17 protein-coding genes are annotated in these 20,491 nt (G+C 53.9%); all 17 read left to right on the forward strand.

The window, feature by feature from the left end:
- Positions 1-60 precede the first annotated feature (60 nt).
- Entirely contained in the window at positions 61-1,932 is a 1,872-nt protein-coding gene (hscA, locus tag ACJJH9_RS03565; RefSeq protein WP_444924337.1) for a Fe-S protein assembly chaperone HscA, read from the forward strand.
- A 77-nt stretch (positions 1,933-2,009) separates the two neighbouring features.
- Entirely contained in the window at positions 2,010-2,348 is a 339-nt protein-coding gene (fdx, locus tag ACJJH9_RS03570; RefSeq protein ID WP_152451921.1) for an ISC system 2Fe-2S type ferredoxin, read from the forward strand.
- A gap of 29 nt (positions 2,349-2,377) precedes the next feature.
- Complete coding sequence (gene iscX, locus ACJJH9_RS03575) at positions 2,378-2,572, forward strand: Fe-S cluster assembly protein IscX (RefSeq protein WP_444885872.1); 195 nt, start codon at positions 2,378-2,380, stop codon at positions 2,570-2,572.
- Positions 2,573-2,771: 199 nt separating this feature from the next.
- The gene (ndk, locus tag ACJJH9_RS03580; RefSeq protein ID WP_108731991.1) at positions 2,772-3,200 is read left to right on the forward strand and encodes a nucleoside-diphosphate kinase; all 429 of its coding nucleotides are present in this window, start codon (positions 2,772-2,774) and stop codon (positions 3,198-3,200) included.
- Between the two features lie 63 nt (positions 3,201-3,263).
- Complete coding sequence (rlmN, locus tag ACJJH9_RS03585) at positions 3,264-4,382, forward strand: dual-specificity RNA methyltransferase RlmN (RefSeq protein ID WP_252084812.1); 1,119 nt, start codon at positions 3,264-3,266, stop codon at positions 4,380-4,382.
- Positions 4,383-4,593: 211 nt separating this feature from the next.
- Entirely contained in the window at positions 4,594-6,549 is a 1,956-nt protein-coding gene (locus tag ACJJH9_RS03590; protein WP_444924338.1) for a cytochrome-c peroxidase, read from the forward strand.
- Between the two features lie 518 nt (positions 6,550-7,067).
- Positions 7,068-9,002, forward strand: a complete 1,935-nt coding sequence (locus ACJJH9_RS03595) for a cytochrome-c peroxidase (RefSeq protein ID WP_444924339.1) — start codon at positions 7,068-7,070, stop codon at positions 9,000-9,002.
- A gap of 358 nt (positions 9,003-9,360) precedes the next feature.
- Positions 9,361-10,140, forward strand: coding sequence for a type IV pilus biogenesis/stability protein PilW (pilW, locus tag ACJJH9_RS03600; RefSeq protein ID WP_444885869.1), 780 nt, complete (start codon positions 9,361-9,363; stop codon positions 10,138-10,140).
- Positions 10,130-11,098: a RodZ domain-containing protein gene (locus ACJJH9_RS03605; RefSeq protein WP_444924340.1), complete on the forward strand. Its 969-nt coding sequence runs from the start codon at positions 10,130-10,132 to the stop codon at positions 11,096-11,098. Before pilW ends, ACJJH9_RS03605 begins: the two co-directional genes overlap by 11 nt.
- 100 nt (positions 11,099-11,198) lie before the next feature.
- Positions 11,199-12,311 (forward strand): flavodoxin-dependent (E)-4-hydroxy-3-methylbut-2-enyl-diphosphate synthase, encoded by a 1,113-nt coding sequence (gene ispG / locus ACJJH9_RS03610; protein ID WP_252084817.1) that lies wholly within the window; start codon positions 11,199-11,201, stop codon positions 12,309-12,311.
- A 63-nt stretch (positions 12,312-12,374) separates the two neighbouring features.
- Positions 12,375-13,643, forward strand: a complete 1,269-nt coding sequence (gene hisS, locus ACJJH9_RS03615; RefSeq protein ID WP_444924341.1) for a histidine--tRNA ligase — start codon at positions 12,375-12,377, stop codon at positions 13,641-13,643.
- 69 nt (positions 13,644-13,712) lie between these two features.
- Complete coding sequence (locus ACJJH9_RS03620) at positions 13,713-14,417, forward strand: YfgM family protein (protein WP_444924342.1); 705 nt, start codon at positions 13,713-13,715, stop codon at positions 14,415-14,417.
- Positions 14,417-15,580 (forward strand): outer membrane protein assembly factor BamB, encoded by a 1,164-nt coding sequence (bamB, locus tag ACJJH9_RS03625; protein WP_444924343.1) that lies wholly within the window; start codon positions 14,417-14,419, stop codon positions 15,578-15,580. Before ACJJH9_RS03620 ends, bamB begins: the two co-directional genes overlap by 1 nt.
- A gap of 139 nt (positions 15,581-15,719) precedes the next feature.
- Positions 15,720-17,114: a ribosome biogenesis GTPase Der gene (der, locus tag ACJJH9_RS03630; RefSeq protein ID WP_252084821.1), complete on the forward strand. Its 1,395-nt coding sequence runs from the start codon at positions 15,720-15,722 to the stop codon at positions 17,112-17,114.
- Positions 17,115-17,252: 138 nt separating this feature from the next.
- Entirely contained in the window at positions 17,253-18,716 is a 1,464-nt protein-coding gene (locus tag ACJJH9_RS03635) for an NAD-dependent succinate-semialdehyde dehydrogenase (RefSeq protein ID WP_444885865.1), read from the forward strand.
- Between the two features lie 53 nt (positions 18,717-18,769).
- Complete coding sequence (tsaA, locus tag ACJJH9_RS03640; RefSeq protein WP_444924344.1) at positions 18,770-19,459, forward strand: tRNA (N6-threonylcarbamoyladenosine(37)-N6)-methyltransferase TrmO; 690 nt, start codon at positions 18,770-18,772, stop codon at positions 19,457-19,459.
- A 165-nt stretch (positions 19,460-19,624) separates the two neighbouring features.
- Complete coding sequence (locus ACJJH9_RS03645; protein WP_444924345.1) at positions 19,625-20,446, forward strand: MBL fold metallo-hydrolase; 822 nt, start codon at positions 19,625-19,627, stop codon at positions 20,444-20,446.
- Positions 20,447-20,491: the final 45 nt, after the last annotated feature.

Raw genomic sequence — 20,491 nt, forward strand, 5'->3', positions numbered from 1 at the left:
ACCGGGATCAGGCACAGGCGGTGCCAACGCGATCAATCCCGCTGATAGAAGAGATAAGTAATGGCATTACTGCAGATTTCCGAGCCGGGACAGAGTCCCGACCCCCATCAGCGCAAATACGCGGTGGGCATCGACTTGGGCACCACCAACTCACTGGTGGCCACGGTGCGCAGCGGCTCGGCAGAGGCCATTGCGGCAGAGGATGGCAGTGTCATCCTGCCCTCGGCGGTGCACTACAGCCGCGACGGTATTACCGTTGGTAGCGAGGCGCGTCTGCGTGCTGCTGCTGATCCCTACAACACCATGTTGTCGATCAAGCGCTTGATGGGTCGTGGGGTCGCCGATGTAAAAAGCCTGGGCGAGCAGCTGCCCTATCATTTTTCCGATACCGATGGCGGCATGCCCACTATTGAAACTGCCGCCGGCCCGGTCAACCCGGTGCAGGTGTCTGCGGAAATCCTTAAGAAGCTGGCCCAGCGTGGCCGCGATGCACTCTACGGCAAAGTGGATGGCGAGCTCGACGGCGCAGTGATTACCGTGCCGGCCTATTTTGATGATGCCCAGCGCCAGGCGACCAAGGACGCGGCCAAGCTGGCCGGCCTGAAGGTGCTGCGCCTGCTCAATGAGCCGACTGCCGCGGCGGTAGCCTATGGCCTCGATCGGGGGGAAGAGGGCGTGATCGCTGTCTATGACCTGGGCGGCGGCACCTTTGATATTTCAATCCTGCGACTGTCCCGCGGTGTTTTTGAGGTAATGGCCACCGGTGGTGATACGGCTTTGGGTGGCGATGACTTTGATCGCATTATTGCGGCCTGGATTGCCGAGCAGGCGGGTTTGGGCACCGATCTGGATGCGTCGACTCAGCGGTTGTTACTGGATAGTGCCTGCGCTGCTAAGGAGTCCCTGAGTGGTGCCGAGCAGGTAGAAATACACCATGGGGACTGGCGTGGCGTGCTCGACCGGGCGACCATGGCCTCGTTACTGGACCCCATGATCGACAAGACCCTGCGCGCCTGTAAACGCGCCCTGCGCGATGCCGATATCGGTGTGGATGAAGTACAGGAAGTGGTCCTGGTGGGTGGTTCCACTCGGACTTTGCGGGTGCGTGAGCGGGTCGAAGACTATTTTGGCCGTGCGCCCCATGCGGAAATCGACCCGGATCAAGTGGTAGCCATTGGCGCCGCCCTGCAGGCCGATGTGTTGGTGGGCAATAAATCCGACGACGACCTGCTGCTGCTGGATGTAATCCCGTTGTCTCTGGGTATTGAGACCATGGGTGGACTCACCGAGAAGTTGATTGCGCGCAATACCACCATTCCGGTGTCTAAAGCTCAGGAATTCACCACTTTCAAAGATGGTCAGACCGCCATGGCGGTTCATGTGGTGCAGGGTGAGCGAGAGCTGGTTAGCGACTGCCGCTCGCTGGCACGTTTCGAATTGCGCGGAATTCCTCCAATGGTGGCGGGTGCCGCTCATATTCGCGTGACCTTCCAGGTGGATGCGGATGGCCTGCTATCGGTGACTGCCATGGAGAAGAGCAGTGGTGTTAGTGCAGATATCGTAGTGAAGCCTTCCTACGGCCTGGAGGATAAGGACATAGCGCGCATGCTGCAGGAATCCTATACCCACGCCGCCGAGGATATTGCCCTGCGTGCTTTGCGCGAGGCGCAGGTTGAGGCGGAGCGGACTTTAGAGAGCTTGCTGATGGCCCTGCGTGAAAACGGTGCCGAGCTGCTGGAAGAGCATGAGCTGAGTGAGTTGGAGCATGCAATGGAAGCTCTGCGCTTGGCCCATAACGGGGGCGATGCCGATGAGATTCGTCAGCGTATGGAGACCCTTAACCAGCTGTCAGAGCCCTTTGCGGCCAAACGTATGGATGCTTCTATCAAGCGCGCCATGCGCGGCCACAGCCTGGATGAATTTGATAAATAAGCGGTGGGCGCCTAGCCCGCACAACTTGCGGCCGGGGCTTGCCCCCGTCGGATTGAGACCATAGAGAGTCAGTACCCATGCCGAAGATAGTATTTTTACCCCACCCGGAAATGTGCCCTGAAGGTAAAGTGGTGGAAGCGGAGAGCGGTGTCAGTGTAATCGATGCGGCACTGGCCAACGATATCGAGATCGAGCACGCCTGCGAGAAGGCCTGTGCCTGTACTACCTGCCATGTGATTGTGCGCGAAGGCTTCTACTCCCTGGAGGAGCCCGATGAGCTGGAAGAAGACCTGCTGGACAAGGCTTGGGGCCTGGAGCCCGAGTCGCGCCTGTCTTGTCAGGCGATCGTTGAAGATGAAGATCTGGTGGTGGAAATTCCCAAATACACCATCAACCAGGTATCGGAAAAGCACTGAGTACCGCGGGTAGTGAGGAAGCCAAAACAATGAAGTGGACCGATATTCACGATATCGCTATTGAGCTCTGCGAAGCCCATGAAGATGTGGACCCGCTCACGGTCAATTTTGTCGACTTGCGCAACTGGGTGATGGCGTTACCTGAGTTTGATGACGAGCCGGGCCGTTGTGGTGAAAAGATTCTGGAGGCTATTCAGGCCGCCTGGATTGAGGAACGCGAGTAGTCAGAATGGGTTTAAGGGGGTATTGGTATTGGAGTACAAAAGTCGATCAATACCCCGTATAATCCGCCGGCCGCGAAATGCGGTGATCAAAAATTGAGTACCCCCGGTGGGTATGAAAGGAATACTAGGGAAGAGCAACTGTGTAGGTTGCTCTTTCTATATGTAAGTTAAGTTACAAAAAATCAATTTGGAGATAACCATGGCCCTGGAGCGTACCCTTTCCATCATCAAGCCGGACGCAGTAGCCAAGAATGTAATCGGTGAAATCGAGAGCCGTTTTGAGAAAGCTGGCCTGAGCATCGTTGCCATGAAAATGGTTCAACTGTCCCGTGAAAAGGCTGAAGGTTTCTACGCTGAGCACAAAGAGCGTCCTTTCTTCAAAGACCTGGTTGACTTCATGACTTCCGGTCCGGTTGTTGTACAGGTTCTGGAAGGCGAGAACGCTATCCTGGCAAACCGCGATCTGATGGGCGCTACCAACCCGAAAGAAGCGGCTGCTGGCACCATCCGCGCTGACTTCGCTGACAGCATCGACGCCAACGCTGTACACGGTTCCGACTCCGCAGAGTCCGCCGCCCGCGAAGTAAGCTACTTCTTCGCCGACGACGAAATCTGCGCGCGCGCTTAATTAGCGCCACAAATCGCACCGGTCTGTCCGGACCGGTGCAATTCTTCCCCCGAGGTGAAATGAATGACCACAGAGAAAACCAACCTGCTCGGCCTTTCAGTAGAAAAGCTGGCCGCCTTTTTTGAATCATTGGGCGAGAAGCGCTTCCGCGCAGTTCAGGTTTTAAAGTGGATTCACCAGAATGGGGTTGATGATTTTGCTGAGATGACCAATGTCAGCAAGGCCCTGCGTCAAAAGCTGGCGGAAGTGGCCGAAGTCCGTGCCCCGGAAGTATTGAATCAGTGGGATTCTGCCGACGGCACACGCAAGTGGCTAATTAAAGTCTCCGGTGGCAATGCTATCGAGACGGTTTATATCCCCGATGGCGATCGCGGCACTCTGTGTGTCTCCTCGCAGGTGGGCTGTTCCCTGGATTGCAGTTTCTGTGCAACTGGCAAGCAGGGCTTTAACCGCGATTTAACCGCGGCAGAAATTATCGGGCAGGTGTGGATCGCCTGTAAGTCTTTCGGCCAGCTGGACCCGAAAGGACCGCGCAAAGTCACCAACGTGGTGATGATGGGCATGGGTGAGCCATTGCTCAATTTCGACAATGTGGTCGATTCCATGAACCTGATGATGGAAGACAATGCCTACGGTATTTCCAAGCGTCGCGTCACCCTGTCAACTTCCGGTGTCGTGCCCGCACTGGACCGCCTAGCCGATGTGACCGATGTGAGCCTGGCGATTTCCCTGCACGCTCCCAACGACGAATTGCGTAACGAGTTGGTGCCGATCAATAAGAAATACCCCATTGCGGTGTTGTTGGATTCCGCTAAGCGCTATATCGAGCGTATGCCGGATACGCACCGTAAAATGACCATTGAATACACGCTGATGCGCGAGGTTAACGACCGCCCGGAGCACGCTGAGCAATTGGCGGAGCTGCTGAAAGAGATTCCGGTGAAAATTAACCTGATTCCCTTTAACCCGTTTGAGCTGTCCGACTACCAGCGTGTGAGCAACAATGCTCTGCGTCGCTTCCAGCAGATATTGCTTGATAAGGGTTATACGGTTACCGTGCGTACTACCCGCGGCGACGATATCGATGCAGCCTGTGGCCAGCTGGCCGGCAGTGTTAACGACCGCACCCGCCGCTCCGAGCGCTACCGCAACGCCGAACGCCCCGTCCGTATAGTCGGCTGATCACCCAATCCAGCCTGGATGATTTGCATAGCCACTTGCTAGCAGAGATCCGGGCTTGCCCTATCATTTCTGTAGGCCTTAGGGTCGTAACTGCTTTAAAGCCTCTCAATTTTTTTCTGATCTCCCTTTTATTGGTGTCAACCAAATCCCAGGATACTGCGTTAACAGTCCAGAACTTTACGAAAGTGGATGGAAAGGACTGTTAAATTTTATGCGTACTGAGAAATTGGATTTTAAGGTGTCTGCCAATGTCCTACTGCGATATTTATTTTTAATACTCTGTATATTCTTGGCAGCTTGCAGTTCAGGATCATCTGGAGGTGATGATGATACTTCGACACCGAATACTGTAGAGGGTGACTCAGACTCAGACTCAGACTCAGACTCAGACTCAGACTCAGACTCAGACTCAGGCCCAGGCCCAGGCCCAGACCCCGATCCGCAATCTGAGCGGGGTAGTGGGCCCGGTAAATTGATTGGCCATGCCTTTTCCGGGACCAGCATTGGCCTTGCTTGGGAGCGGGATGGTGAGACCTATTTTGTTTATCGCAATGGTGAAAGAGTCGCGCAAACCAGTAATAACTTTTTTGTCGATAAAAACCTCACGGTAGCGACTGAGTACAGCTACTTGCTAAATACGCTCGATACTGCCAGCGCCTCTGAGGCCGATCAGATTGTTGTTAAGACATTGGGAAATGACACGAATACTGGGCTAAATAACGGCACAGAAGACGATGTCTTAAACGAGCGTATAGCCACTTTTGCCGAGTGTAAAAATGTCTCCAGCGCCCTGGATTTACTCGAGGAAGATCTTGATAACTGCCTGGCAGCCATGCTTGAGCTCAATCGCATGGCCTCTCTTGTTGAGGATATACGTGCTTTTGCCGCGCGTGTTCGCAGCGAGCAGGAACCAGCCATGGTCGAGCTGGGTATGCGCCTGTTCCACAATAAATCCCTGAGTGCCAATCAAGATGCTTCCTGCTCCTCTTGTCACCACCCGGCGATTGGCTGTGGTGGGGATGATCTATCAATGCCGGTTGGCATTAATGCGGTAGATAGTACGTTGCTAGGGCCGGGGCGCTCTGACGGTATTAATGAAGTGCCGATAGTGCCGAGGAATTCACCAGCGACCTGCAACACTTCGCTCTGGTCTCGTGGCCTGTTTTGGGACAACCGGGTTTCATTGAGTCCTAATGGTGTGCTGCGCACAGATTCAACGGACGTTACCCGAAATACTTCCTCCGCGGTAGGTTCTGGTTCCCTGGCACTACTGATGGCACAGGCACACTTCCCTGTTACAGCACCACCTGAGATGGGGGATATCGTCGACTTTGGCTACGATGATTCTGTCGATGAAAACTTTACTGCATACCGCGAAGATATATTGGCGGCGAATCTGGATATCGAAGCTTGGGGGCCGCTATTTGCATCCGCTTTTGGTGATCCTGAGATTAACTTTAGCCGTATTGCCCAGGCTATTGCAGCTTATGAGGCGGTGCAGATATTTATAGATAATTCATTTTTTGCCTATGTCGAGGGCAATTTACAAGCGCTTAGCGCTGAAGAGAAGCGTGGTGCTATCACGTTCATGTCGAGAGATTCTGGCTGTACTTTCTGCCATAAGGGGGCCTTCTTTACTTCCGAGGCGCTGATGGCTGCCAACTATCCGCAGATTGGAATTGGTACTGATGAGAGTGGCAGTGGAGCTGATTTGGGTGGTGAGGGGTCTTTGGGTTTTGGAGCATTCCGAGCCCCAACTCTGTTAAATGTGGCGATTACCGGCCCCTGGGGACATAGCGGGCAGTTTGGCAGCTTGCGTAGAAATGTCGAGCATTACAGGGATCAGGGTGTCTCAATTGCCAGTTACTTTGCCAATAATGAAATGTGTGATCTTGAACAGTTTAAAGATTTACAGGATTGTCCCAGTAAAGTAGCGCCTAATGGTTTGGTTCTGTCTCAGGATATTCTTGCAGGGAATGATGGTGGTGGTGTCAACCGCCTGACTGATGATGAGATCGACCTTGTTGTCATTTTTCTGGGCACTCTCACTGACCCAGCCGCCGCCAATAGTAGCTCTAATGAGATTCAATTTTTGATTCCTCCCAGAGACGGTGGTCCGGATGGCAAACAGCTGGATGCTAGAAACCGGAATGGGGAGAGTTTGTAATTCCCTGTTTATCTTGTTTTATAGCCAAGTGAATAGTTAGAAAAAAGTCAAAAGTATAGAGGGTATAGTTTTTATACCCTCTATGCCTATCTTTGCGATTTGTGCAATTAATTTTTTAGGCTGGGTCGCAGTATGGGCAAACTTAGCTAGTAGCCTTCTCAATACCGTTTTCTCTATTTCTTTAAACCCAGAGACAATTCACAGTATTCAATATCACTGTACCAGCATCAGTGCTTTGCGACTCTCTCAACAGAATTAGCCAAGTAAAAGCTTTAGGGTCACTACCTCGGTATACCGTGAAATTGGCAAAAAAGTTCGGTTTCATGAAAAGTATTGTGAGGGCAGGCAACTCTTTCTGCTCCCCAAAAAACTACCTTTAAAAACATTGGATAGTTCCGAAAATATTAGCTTTTGGTGCCGTGCGGGGCACTAGTAGCTCCATTGTCTGTCCAGTGCTGTTCAAAACGATTTTTCAGTGGCGGAGTCGAGCTGTATTTATGAAAACCCAGAGCAATAATTTGCCGATATCATGCGCAGCACTGTTGCGATTAGTGCTACTGCCGCTTGTTTTGTTGGCAGTGGGCTGCAGCTCCGGTTCATCCGGTGGCGATGACAGCTCTGGCTCGGAAACGGTGGAAGCTGACACCGACGCTGGGGGAAATACCGATACAAACTCCGGTGGTGGTAATACGGGCATTGGTGGCGCTACAGATAATGACGATGATGCAGGCAATGGCACAGAGACCGGGCAAGGCAATGCGCCGAAGGCCTTGATCGCCAATGCTTTTTCAGGAACGAGTATCGGCCTTTCCTGGCGGCGCGATGGGGCAACCTATGCTATCTATCGTGGCGGAGAAAAAATTGCCGAGACAGATAATCATTTTTATGTTGACCAGGGTCTTTCGATAAATACCGAGTACAGCTACTCAGTGACCAGTGGCGATGTGAACATCGAAAGTGAAACGGCCCGGGTCAATGTGAAAACACTAATCAATAATACGAATAGCGGCCTTAATAATGGTGCGGTTGCGGTACCGGTCCTCGAGCGCCTTGTGAACATTAGTGAATGTAAAAATGTTCGCAGTGCATTGAATTTATTAGATGAAGATCTGGATACCTGCCTGGCGGCCATGCTGGAATCGAACAACATGGCTGGGCATCTGCAAGATATGCGCGCTTTTGCTGCCAGGGTGCGAAGTGAACAAGACCCAGCCATGGTCGAGCTGGGTATGCGCTTGTTCTACAGTCAATCCCTCAGTGCCAATGGCGATGTAGCCTGTGCCTCCTGTCACCACGCTGCTATCGGCTGTGGCGGTGACAATCTCTCTATGCCCGTGGGTGTGAATCCATTAGATCCTGCATTGGTTGGCCCAGGCCGCTCTGACGGTATCAATGAGGTACCCATAGTACCCAGAAACGCCCAGCCGATATGTAATGTGGCATTGTGGAGTAGTGGGCTCTTTTGGGATAACCGGGTGGCACTTACCGATCGCGGTATCCGCACCGACTCACGGGATGTCAGCTTCAATACCGAAGCGGCGGTGGGTACTGGCACCCTGGCCCTGATGATGGCGCAGGCGCATTTTCCCGTAACCAATCCTGCGGAAATGGGTGACGTTACTCAATTTGGTTACGATGCGAGTAGTGATAGCGGCACCACCGATTACCGCGAAGATATAGTGGCGGCCAATGTGGGACGGGAATCCTGGAGTGGGTTATTTAACGCAGCTTTTGGTGACGACGAGATTACTTTCAGCCGTATTGCGCAGGCTATAGCCGCTTTTGAAGCGGTGCAGCTCTTTATCGACAACCCTTTCTTCGACTATGTAGATGGCGACTTGAATTCGCTCGATAATGATGAGAAGCGCGGTGCCATTACTTTTATGTCAGGGAATTCCGGCTGTACTAATTGCCATGCGGGTGCATTTTTTACTACTGAAGGGCCACGGCCTGCGAATTATCCACAAATTGGTATAGGTACCGATGAGAATGGCAGTGGCGCGGATCTGGGGGCGAACGGTGCTGGTGCCTTCCGTCCCCCAACACTACTGAATGTCGCGCTCACTGGCCCTTGGGGGCACAGTGGTCAATTTGCGACGCTACGCAGAAATGTCGAACACTATCGCGACCGTGCGGCATCGGTTAACCAGTATTACACCAATAGCGAAATGTGCGACTTGTCACAATTTTCTGGGTTAACAGATTGTGCCAGTAAGGTGGCGCCCAATGGCCTTGCGCTCTCTCAGGCAATCCTTGCGACCACTGGTGGTGATGCTGGTAATAATCTCAGCGATGCCGAGATCGACCTGGTCGTACGTTTTCTTGAGACCCTGACCGACCCGGATGCGGCCAACACCTCTTCAAATTCCGTTCGCGCCCTGATCCCTACCCGCGACGGGGGTCCTGATGGCAAACAGCTGGATGCGAGGGATAGCTCCGGTAAGGAGCTCTAGTGGTGGTTTTATTACCGGTATTAACGAAATTTTCTGACTTTTGTTCGGGTTCCGCACTGCCCCGATTTTATTTTGTTATCAGAGAGAGATATCGCCGGGTCAATTGGAATTAATTAGGGGTACACAGCTGAAACTCACGGTGCTTTGCGGCACTATATGAGTCGGGAGGCAGGATCAGCGTCCGGGTCCAGTATCGGAAGAGGCATTGCAGACAGGTTATCTTGGGGATTGCTCTGCCATCACAGTGGGCACACCACTATTTTTTTACTTTGCCCCCGCCCTGGTGCTTGATCGATAGTGATTAATCACTGCGATCCCGCTTGATGGATAGATGAAAAATAAATGTACAGGTGATGTCGTGTCTGCAAATTCTTTTGGCCTGCGGTTCTTAGGCCTGATTCTCACTGTGTTACTGGGGGGGTGTGTAACCACTGGTTTGCCAGAGCGCCAGGAGGTCAATCTGGAGAAGGCTTTGGAAACCCATGTTCAACTGGGTATTCGCTATCTGCAGAGTGGAGAGAACCGCGAGCTGGCTCGCCGCCACTTCAACAAGGCGCTGGAGCTGGGCAAGAAGAATCCTATGGCCCACCATGGCCTGGCTCTGCTGTATCAGGCCGATGGCGAATTGAAGGTGGCCGAGTCCCATTTCAAAAAGGCCCTGCGCTACAGCGACAATTTCTCCATGGCGCGCACAAACTATGGTGTGTTCCTTTACCAGCAGGAGCGCTATGAGGATGCTTTAGAGCAATTTCGTCACGCCTCCAGTGACCTGACTTATAACCGCCGTTTCTTTGCCCTGGTTAACTATGGCCGTACTGCTAATCGCCTGGGCTTAGCAGATGAGGCAGAACGGGCCTACACGCGTGCGCTCGCTCTCAACAGCAATCTGCCGGTAGCGCTACTGGAGTTGGCGGAGCTTAAATATGAGGCCGGCGACTATTCTGCGGCCAAACAGTACCTTGATCGTTACAGTGAGAATAACCGCCAGACACCCCAATCCCTATGGTTGGGGATACGTATTGAGAAGGTGTTTGGCAACCGCGACAAGGAGCTGAGTTATGCTCTTGCGCTAAAAAATCTGTACCCGTACTCTGCGGAAACACTGAAATATCAGGAGTTGAGTGGTAATGACGGATAGTAACTCCGTGCACCGCGACAGCGGCCAAATCGAATCCAGTACACAGGCTTCTCCCGGTGCGCTACTGCACTCTGCGCGCGAGGCGGCCGGGCTGTCTCGCGAGGAGTTGTCCCGGCGCTTGTGTATTATCGACAATACGGTGGAGTGGTTAGAAGAAGACCTTTACGAGCGCCAGCCGGAAGCGGTTTATGCGCGGGGTTATATTCGCAATATTTGCCGGGAGCTGAGCATTGACTCCGCTCCTGTGCTTACCGCCTACGATGCCACACGTCCAAAACAGCAGGTGCGCAAAGAATCGCGGCGTATCGAGATGAAAGCCGACGCCCTGCGCCCGGCGCGCAAACACGGCTATGGTCTGTTGGCTCTCCTACCATTTGTGGTGGCGGGCGCTGTATTTTGGTGGCTCTATGTTGGCCCGGTAAATATTCCCGGTCTGCAGAACTCAGTAGAGCAAAATGCAGCCCCTGCCGAAACTGCTGAGCTATCCGTTGCTGAGCCATCCGTAAATATCAATGAAATAGCATTGGCGGAGCCTGGTTCAACCCAGTCGCAGGTTGCTGAGGCACCGGCGCAACAACTAGAGCCCGCTGGGGAAGCAGTCGCGGAGGAGGCTCAAACTCCCGAACATAATGCGCTTACTGAACCCCAGGTCAGCGTGCAAGCTGAAGACGCTACCGCCCAGCTACCCGCAACCGTTGCGCAGCTGGATGAACAGTTGCAAGGAGCGCTGCGTCTCAGTTTCGACGAGGATTCCTGGGTTGAAGTAAAGGATGCCGAGGGTGTTGTACTGCTCGCCGGTGTTCAGCAAGCCGGCAGTTCCAAGAACCTGAATGGGCGCGCGCCCTTCGAAGTGATGCTCGGTAATGCCCGTGCAACCAAGGTGGTTTATCGCGAGCAAACGATTGAAAGCGACCCCATTGGCAATCGCCGCACCCGCCGCCTGATTGTGGGCAATTAAAGGATCTCCGCCGTTTGGGCGCGAACTCTGTAGGTTTGCGCCCAATCTCTCTATAATCTCCCCCTCGAATTTTTAGCAGCAATACTGCCAGGTCAGCCCTATGCAATTTGAATCTCCCATTGTCCGCCGCAAGTCGCGCCAGATCATGGTGGGTAATGTACCAGTCGGTGGCGATGCGCCGATCTCGGTGCAGAGCATGACCAATACCGAAACCTGTGATGTGGCCGCCACTGTGGGCCAGATCCAGCGTCTGGAAAATGCCGGTGCGGATATCGTGCGGGTCTCAGTGCCCAGCATGGAGGCCGCTGAGGCTTTCGGGGAAATTAAAAAGCAGGTGAATGTTCCGCTGGTGGCGGATATTCACTTCGACTATCGCATTGCTCTGCGAGTGGCCGACCTGGGGGTGGATTGCCTGCGCATCAACCCCGGTAATATCGGCCGTGAGAAGCGTATTCGTGCGGTGGTGGACAAGGCCCGCGATCTGAATATCCCGATTCGTATCGGTGTAAACGCGGGCTCTCTGGAAAAAGACCTGCAAAAAAAATACGGTGAGCCCACGCCAGATGCACTGGTGGAGTCCGCACTGCGCCATGTTGAGATTCTTGATAGCCTGAATTTTCAGGACTTCAAGGTGAGCGTGAAAGCCTCGGACATCTTTATGGCTACCGCTGCCTATCGCAAACTGGCCCAGCAAATTGAGCAGCCCTTGCACCTGGGTATTACAGAGGCCGGCGGCCTGCGAGCCGGTACGGTGAAATCCGCAATTGGCCTCGGCGCCCTGTTGCTCGACGGTATTGGCGATACCCTGCGGGTATCCCTGGCGGCAGACCCGGTGGAAGAGGTGAAAGTAGGTTGGGATCTTCTGAAGAGCTTGCGCCTGCGCAGCAAGGGGATCAATTTTATCGCTTGTCCCAGCTGCTCACGCCAGAACTTCGATGTGGTAAAAACCATGAACGAGCTGGAGACGCGCCTTGAAGATGTCACCACGCCGTTGGATGTGGCGGTGATCGGCTGTATCGTCAATGGCCCGGGCGAAGCGAAGGAGGCGGATATTGGCCTCACCGGCGGTACACCGAGCCACGCGATTTATGTGGACGGCCAGCCAGACCGCAAATTCAAAAATGAGAATTTAGTGGATGATTTGGAACGCCTAATTCGCGAAAAGGCCGCTGCCAAGGCTGAGCGCGAGGCAGATATCATCGCCAAAGCGTAGCGGGCACGTCTATTGCACTGCCCTATTCGTTGATTTAAGTAATTAGAAATTTAAGGAACAGCGTTGAAACAACTTCGCGCAATTCGCGGCATGAACGACCTGCTGCCGGAACAGTCCCCGGTTTGGCAATATGTGGAAGCCACCCTCAGTGAACTCTTTGCCCGCTACGGCTACAGTGAAATCCGTACGCCCACTCTGGAGGCAACCCAGCTGTTCAGCCGCGCCGTGGGCGAGGCTACCGATATTGTCGAAAAGGAAATGTACACCTTCGAGGACAAGAGTGGAGACAGCGTTACCCTGCGCCCAGAGGGCACCGCAGGCACCGTGCGCGCAGCGATCCAAAACAACCTGCTGATTCAGCCCCAGCGCCTGTGGTATTTCGGCCCCATGTTCCGCTATGAGCGCCCACAGAAAGGCCGTCTGCGCCAGTTCCACCAGTTTGGAGTGGAAGTGTTCGGCATCGAAGGGCCGGATATCGACGCAGAAATTCTGATTATGACCGCGCGGCTGTGGCGTCAACTGGGTATCGGTGAACACGTCACCCTGCAGTTGAACTCCCTGGGCAACTCCGACAGCCGCGCAGCCTATCGTGAGGCCCTGGTGGCCTACCTCAGCGAGCGCCGCGAGCAGCTGGACGAGGACAGCCAGCGCCGCCTGGAGCGCAATCCCTTGCGTATTCTCGACAGTAAAAATACGCAAACCCAGGAACTGCTCGCCGAGGCGCCCTGTCTATTGGATTTCCTCGATGAGGAATCTGCCGCCCACTTTGCCCAGTTGCGCGAGCTACTGGATGCAGCAGGGGTGAAATACGAGATCAACCCCAAACTGGTGCGCGGTCTCGATTACTACGGTAAAACCGTTTTTGAATGGGTAACCGACAGTCTCGGTGCCCAGGGCACTGTCTGTGCCGGCGGCCGCTACGATGGTTTGGTAGAACAGATGGGTGGGAAGCCCACTCCAGCAGTTGGCTTTGGTCTAGGTGCCGAGCGCCTGGTATTGATGTTGGAAACCCTTGAAGTACTACCGGAGAGTCTGGCGCAGCAAGTAGATGCCTACCTGGTGGCGGTGGGTGATGTACAATCAGCCGCCTTGGCTGCCGCCGAACAATTGCGCGACGAGCTACCATGGTTGCGTCTACAGGCGCACTGCGGAGGTGGGAGCTTTAAGAGCCAAATGAAGAAAGCGGATAAAAGCGGTGCCGATTACGCACTGATTATCGGCGAGGATGAGGCTGCAAATGGTCAGATTACAGTGAAATATCTGCGCTCCGAGCAACAGCAACAGCAACAGACTCTCGCGCTCACGGAACTTGCGGCATTGCTGCAGGGCTGATTCAAATACTCAGGGTGGCGGTGGCCCCCGCCAGGATAGTTAGAAACCACAGGAAAGGCGATTTACCCAATGTCTGAGCATCTTACCGAACAAGAACAAATAGAAACGCTGAAGCGCTGGTGGGCGGAAAACGGCAGGGGCATTCTTACCGGCATAGTCCTGGCTCTGGCCGGCTACTTTGGTTATCAATGGTGGCAGGGTGACCAGCGCTCCAAGTCTGAGGCGGCCTCGGACCTTTACCAAGGTTTTATCCAGGCGGTATCCGCTAATGACAACCAGCCAGACAACAAACAGCTGACTACTGCGAAGTCACTCGCCGAGCAGCTGAAAAACGAGTACGGCAGCCGTATCTACGCTAGTCAGGCCTCTCTGCGCCTGGCCGCAATTGCCGTCGACAAGAATGACTTGGAAGTCGCGCAGACTCACTTGCAGTGGGTGCTCGACAACACCAAAGAAGATGCCATGAAGCTGTTGGCCAAGCGCCGCCTGGCCACGGTGATTGCCGCGCGCGGCAAACCAGATGAAGCTTTGAAGCTGATTGAGGGCAGTGTGCCCCCGGCCTTTGCCGCCCTCTATTCCGAGACGCGCGGTGATATTCTCCGACAGAAAGGCGATGACGCCGGCGCGCGCAGCGCCTACGAAAAGGCTTTAACCGAGCTGTTACCAGAGCAGGCGGGCAGTACCCAGCTGCTACAACTCAAAGTTGAGAGCCTAGCAGTGGCCTCTGGCGAAGAGCAGAAACCAAGTGAACCAGCACCTGAGGGAGGCGAATAATGGGATTTCTCAATCGCGCTGTGGGGCGCACCGCAGCGGTTGCCCTAGCGGTAGCTCTGGGTGCCTGCGCCTCCAACGAGAGTAAAGAGGATGTCGATCCGGTAGACCTGGTCGATTTTGCGCCTAGTGTTCAGCTGCGCGAAGTCTGGTCGGCGGATGTGGGCAGCATCGATGAGAAGCGTTACGCCATGCTGCAGCCGGGTCTGGCTGACGGTAAACTGATTGCCGCCAGCAGCGACGGTGAAGTGACCGCTTTTGATCGCAGCAGCGGTAGGCCCCAGTGGGAAACCGATCTGGATATTGAATTGAGCGGTGGTGTCGGTGTTGGATTGGGTATCGCTGTAGTTGTTGACTACCGCGGCCGTGCGGTGGCCCTGGACTTGCGAAATGGCGCTCAACTGTGGACCTATCAAGTCTCTGGTGAAGTGGTCTCCGCTCCGGCAATAGGATCCAGTGTTGTGGTCCTGCAAACCGTAGACGGTAAGTTGGTGGGCCTGGATGCCAGCAGCGGTGAAGAGTTGTGGAGCCAAACCACCACCTTGCCGGTACTGACTCTCCGCGGCACCGCGGCCCCCGTGATTAGCGGCGGTCTGGTAATTGCCGGTCTCGATAATGGCAAATTGGTTGCCCTGGACGCCCGCGACGGTATCACCCGCTGGGAACAGCGCGTTGCCATTCCGCAGGGTTCTGCTGAATTGGAGCGGGTTGTGGATATCGACGGGTCGCCGGTAGTGCGCGGTGATCTGGTGTTTGCCGCCAGCTACCAGGGTCGTGTTGTCGCTTTATCCAAGGAAAACGGTCGTGGCCTTTGGGCGCGTGATGCCTCTACCAACCACTCAGTGGCTGTTGGTGGAGGGCATGTGTACCTGAGCGGCGCCTCGGGCAGTGTATACGCTTACAATGTGGGCGCTGGCCAGATCGCCTGGAGTAACAATGAATTACTGCGCCGCGAACTGAGTGGCCCGGCTTATTTCCAGGATGTTGTGATTGTCGGTGACTTGGAAGGTTACCTGCATGTGCTTGACCCCAGTTCCGGTCAGTTTATCGGCCGCGAAGAGGTGGATAACGATTCGATTCGTATCCCCATGCTGGTGGATGGCGACCTGTTGTTTGTCCTGTCTGATGACGGCAAGTTGGTAGCCCTGACCCTCGCTCGGAGCTAAGCGCGCAATATTGCTGTGGCGGACAGGCAGTCCGCTTTTGGGCACCAGCCCGCAAAAGGAGCCTGCTTCGCAGGTGAATTGAAATCGCCCGCCTTGTGCGGGCGTTTGTATTTATTTATTAGGCTAAAGCCAGAATTCTATGCTGCCAGTTATCGCCCTGGTCGGGCGCCCCAACGTGGGCAAATCCACACTGTTTAATCGTCTAACCAAGAGCCGTGACGCCTTGGTGGCTAATTACGCCGGTCTTACTCGCGACCGCAAATATGGCGAGGCCGAAATCGATGGACGCAAAGTACTTCTCGTAGATACCGGCGGTATCACCGGCGGAGAAGAGGGCATTGATGCGGCCATGGCGCAGCAGTCTATGCAGGCTATCGAAGAAGCGGATATCGTGCTGTTCCTGGTGGATAGTCGCGATGGCCTGACCCCGGCGGATGAAATGATCGCAGACCGGCTGCGCACTCGCTCCAAGCCGACCTTCCTGGTTGCCAACAAGGTCGATGGTGTCAACCCGGATATCGCCCTGGCGCCCTTCTATGAGCTGGGTATCGGTGAACTCTTTCCCACCACTGCCACCCACGGTCGTGGTGTGCGCAGCCTGATGCAGCGCGTGGTTGAGGATCTTCCTGAGGTGGCGGCTGAAGAGGAGCCGGAAGAGGCCACTGGAATCAAGATTGCCATTGTTGGGCGCCCCAACGTGGGTAAATCTACCCTGGTCAACCGCCTGCTCGGCGAGGACCGCGTAGTGGTATACGACCAGCCTGGCACCACGCGCGACAGTGTCTATATCAATTACGAGCGCGATGAGAAGCCCTATACCTTGATCGACACTGCCGGTATTCGCCGACGCAAGAACATTAAGGAATCGGTGGAGAAGTTCTCTATCGTCAAAACCCTGCAGGCGGTGGAAGACGCCAATGTGGTGGTGCTGGTGATTGATGCTCGCGAGGGCCTGGTGGACCAGGATATGCACCTGATGGGCAGTGTGATTCAGGCCGGGCGAGCCTTGGTGGTGGCTCTGAACAAGTGGGATGGCCTGGAGGCAGATCACCGCGACTACGTGAAAACGGAGCTGGAGCGCCGCCTGCGTTTTGTCGAGTTTGCCGACGTGCACTTTATTTCCGCCCTGCACGGTACTGGCGTTGGCCATTTGTACGAGTCTATCGAGGCCGCCTATCAGAGTGCGACAGATAAACTCTCCACCAACCACCTCACGCGTATTCTGCAATGGGCAGTAAGTGAGCACCAACCACCGCTTGTGCACGGCCATCGTATCAAACTGCGTTACGCCCATGCGGGCGGCCAGAACCCGCCGGTGATCGTTATTCACGGCAATCAGACCGAACAGGTGCCTGCGCACTATGTACGTTATCTGGAAAAGACGTTCCGCAAGGCCTTGGAGCTACACGGGACACCGGTGAAAATCGAATTCCGTACCGGTGACAACCCCTACGCCGGTAAGAAAAACAAACTGAGTGATCGCCAGAAGGCCAAGAAGCGCCGCCTGATGAAGTTTGTGAAAAAGAAAAAATAAAGTTCCACACGCCTACAAGCCAGAGTGTCGCCAATCCCCCCCTTGTCTTGCACTGCGGGGGGCATTTTACGGGTTAATATCCTTAGCGGTAGATCGCGGGTCCGACCGGGATCAGGGACGACACCTAAGGAGATGGCGATGCTGGAGCTGAAAAAACCCGCGCTATTGCGCACCCAGTCCTATATTAACGGCCAGTGGGTCGATGCCGATTCTGGCGCTACATTCGACGTTAAAGATCCGGCCACCGGCAAGGTAGTGGCCAGCATAGCTGACCTCGGTGCCGATGAGACCCGTCGCGCTATTGAGGCGGCCAGTGTTGCCTGGCCAGACTGGGCCGCTACTCCGGTTAAGGAGCGGGCCAAGTTACTGCGGCATTGGTACAACTTGGTGATCGATAACACTGAGGACTTAGCCAGAATTCTTACCGCCGAACAGGGGAAGCCCCTCTCTGAGTCACGCACAGAGATAGTCTACGGTGCCAACTATATCGAGTGGTTTGCTGAGGAGGCTAAGCGCATTTATGGCGATGTCATAGCGCCCCCCGCCAACGACCGCCGCATCGTGGTGATCAAGCAACCTGTTGGGGTCACTTGTTCAGTCACGCCATGGAATTTCCCCAATGCCATGATCGCCCGCAAGATGGCGCCGGCCCTGGCGGCCGGTTGTCCATTTATCGCCAAGCCGGCCCATGAGACGCCATTATCCGCCCTGGCGCTGGCGGTACTGGCGGAGGAAGCGGGTATTCCCCCGGGTATCTTCAATATTGTGGTTGGTCAAAATGCGCCGGCCATCGGCACCGAGATGACGAAGAATCCTCTAGTGCGCAAGTTTACCTTTACCGGTTCCACTGCTGTGGGCAAGAAACTGCAGGCGCAGTGTGCTGAAACCATGAAGAAAACCTCCATGGAGCTGGGCGGCAACGCGCCATTTATTGTTTTTGATGATGCGGATCTGGATGAGGCAGTGAAAGGTGCCATTGTCTGTAAGTACCGCAACGCCGGGCAAACTTGTGTCTGCGCCAATCGTATTTTCGTACAGGAAGGGGTTTACGAGGCTTTCGCGGAGAAATTTGCCCAGGCAGTTAACGCGCTAACAATGGGGAATGGCTTTGCAGAGGGAACCGATATTGGCCCTATGATTACCGTCAAAGCGGTCGAAAAGGTGGAGGGGTTGGTAGAAGATGCCCTACAAAAAGGTGCGAAAACTCTGGTTGCTGGCGGACCCGATGCTATGGGAGATCAGTTCTATGCACCCATAATACTGGGAAATGCCACTGAGCAAATGAATCTGTTTAAAGAGGAAATCTTTGGTCCAGTGGCACCACTGTTTAAATTCTCCACGGAAGAAGAGGTGATTCGCATGGCTAATGATACCGAGTTTGGCCTCGCCTCTTATTTCTATTCCCGTGATATTGGACGGGTTTGCCGAGTGTCTGAAGCGCTGGAGTACGGCATGGTGGGTGTGAATGAAGGGATTATCTCCAATGAAATGGCGCCCTTTGGAGGTGTAAAGGAATCTGGTCAGGGACGGGAAGGTTCTAAATACGGTATTGAGGACTACATGGAAATAAAATATTTGTGTATTGCTGGTGTCGATAAATAATTCCCGCAATTGGTTTAAAATATCGGGCTCATTATTGGTTGTCTGGATTTTCCATGGTTGTTGAGCCCATTGCCCGTGTGCACTCCTGTTTTGGTGAAAAATTTGGTGTTCCCCGTCAGCCACTGCTCGCCGATGCCAGCCGGGCCAGTATCGAACTACTAGCGCCACTGAATGTGGCAGATGCGGTAGCGGGGCTGGAGGAAAACAGTCATATCTGGGTTGTTTTCCAGTTTCACCAGGCTGCCGGGCAATGGTCCGCCAAGGTCCGTCCTCCGCGTCTGGGTGGTAATAAAAAGCTCGGTGTACTCGCCACTCGTTCCCCCTTTAGGCCCAATAATATTGGTCTTTCCGTGGTGCGTTTACTGGAAGTGCGCACCTCCCCCAAAGTGGAATTGATTGTCGGTGGAGCCGACCTGGTAGACGGCACACCAGTGTTGGATATCAAACCCTATGTGCCCTATGCCGATGCCCTACAACATGCTGAAAGCGCTTTTGCCGATGCCGCCCCCGCATTGATCACTGTAAATATCCCGGAAGCGATTCTTCACCAAGCCAAGGCCTATAAAGATGACTGGGGCACCGATCTGCCGAAGTTAATTGAGCAGGTTCTGGCACAAGATCCCCGGCCGGCTTACCAAAAAAACGATCCACAGCGAATTTATGGCATGGCGCTGTGTGGGTTCAATTTGTGTTGGCGCTACACGGAAAGAGGGATTGAGGTGGTGTCGCTGGAAGCATTGTGAGAACAGTTTGCTACTGGGTTAGGGGATTTATGCCTCACTTGGGCCTTCTTGCTTGTCCCCTTCTAGAGATTAGTAGTGATATGTCACCTACATTCGAGGAAATTGCAATTTCTCCGCTTGTGCCACTTGCCTGAAAATACTCCAAAATCTGTAAGAGAGTTCCCCATGTCGGTAAGAGAAACGTTTAAATATCAGGGCCTGGAGGCAATCCGAGTTGGCCGCCTGAATATGGGGGTCAACACCACATTTGTCGTTTATAGGCTTAATGGCACAGTAATAGATACTGGCCCTAGTAACCAGTGGAAATATGTTAAGCCGTTTATTGAAAATACACCGCTAAAACAACTATTGCTAACTCACCACCACGAGGATCACAGCGGCAACGCCGGTGCTATCCAAAAGCTCACCGGCGTGCAGGCTTTTGCTCCGGACTTAACTATAGGGATATTAAAAAGGGGCTTTCGTATTCCCCCCATGCAAAAACTATTCTGGGGAACTGCTGGAAAAGCCGAAGTAGCGCCACTGCCAGAAGATATCCGCATTGGTACTGAAGAAGTTCGGCCCCTATTTAGCCCTGGTCATGCCAAAGATATGACCTGTTACCTGTTGCCTGAGCGTGGCTGGTTGTTCAGTGCGGATTTATATATTGCCAACTACTTAAAGTTTCTTCGCATCGATGAGGATATTCCGATCCTGTTAAACAGCATCAAAAGTGTATTGGAGCACTCCTTCGAAGTCATTCTCTGTCCCCATCGAGGAGTTGTAGAAAATGGCTGGCAGCAGTTAAAGCAGAAGTATGAGTTTCTGTTGAATTTATCTGCAGAGGCACAGCAGCTTGATCAGCAAGGGCTGCCATTAGAGCAAATCAGCGAGCGTTTGCTGGGAAAAGAGGGCTTGGTAAGTATTTTAACTGGCCACAACTTTTGTAAGAGAAACTTAATTGCCTCATGCTTGAAGGTGGATCTAGATATAATGGCCCGTTCGTGATTTTATTTTGTTGATACTTTTTCAAAAGTTTGCAGATAATGGTTA

Source organism: Microbulbifer mixtoriginis (SeqCode) (genome assembly GCF_052466715.1).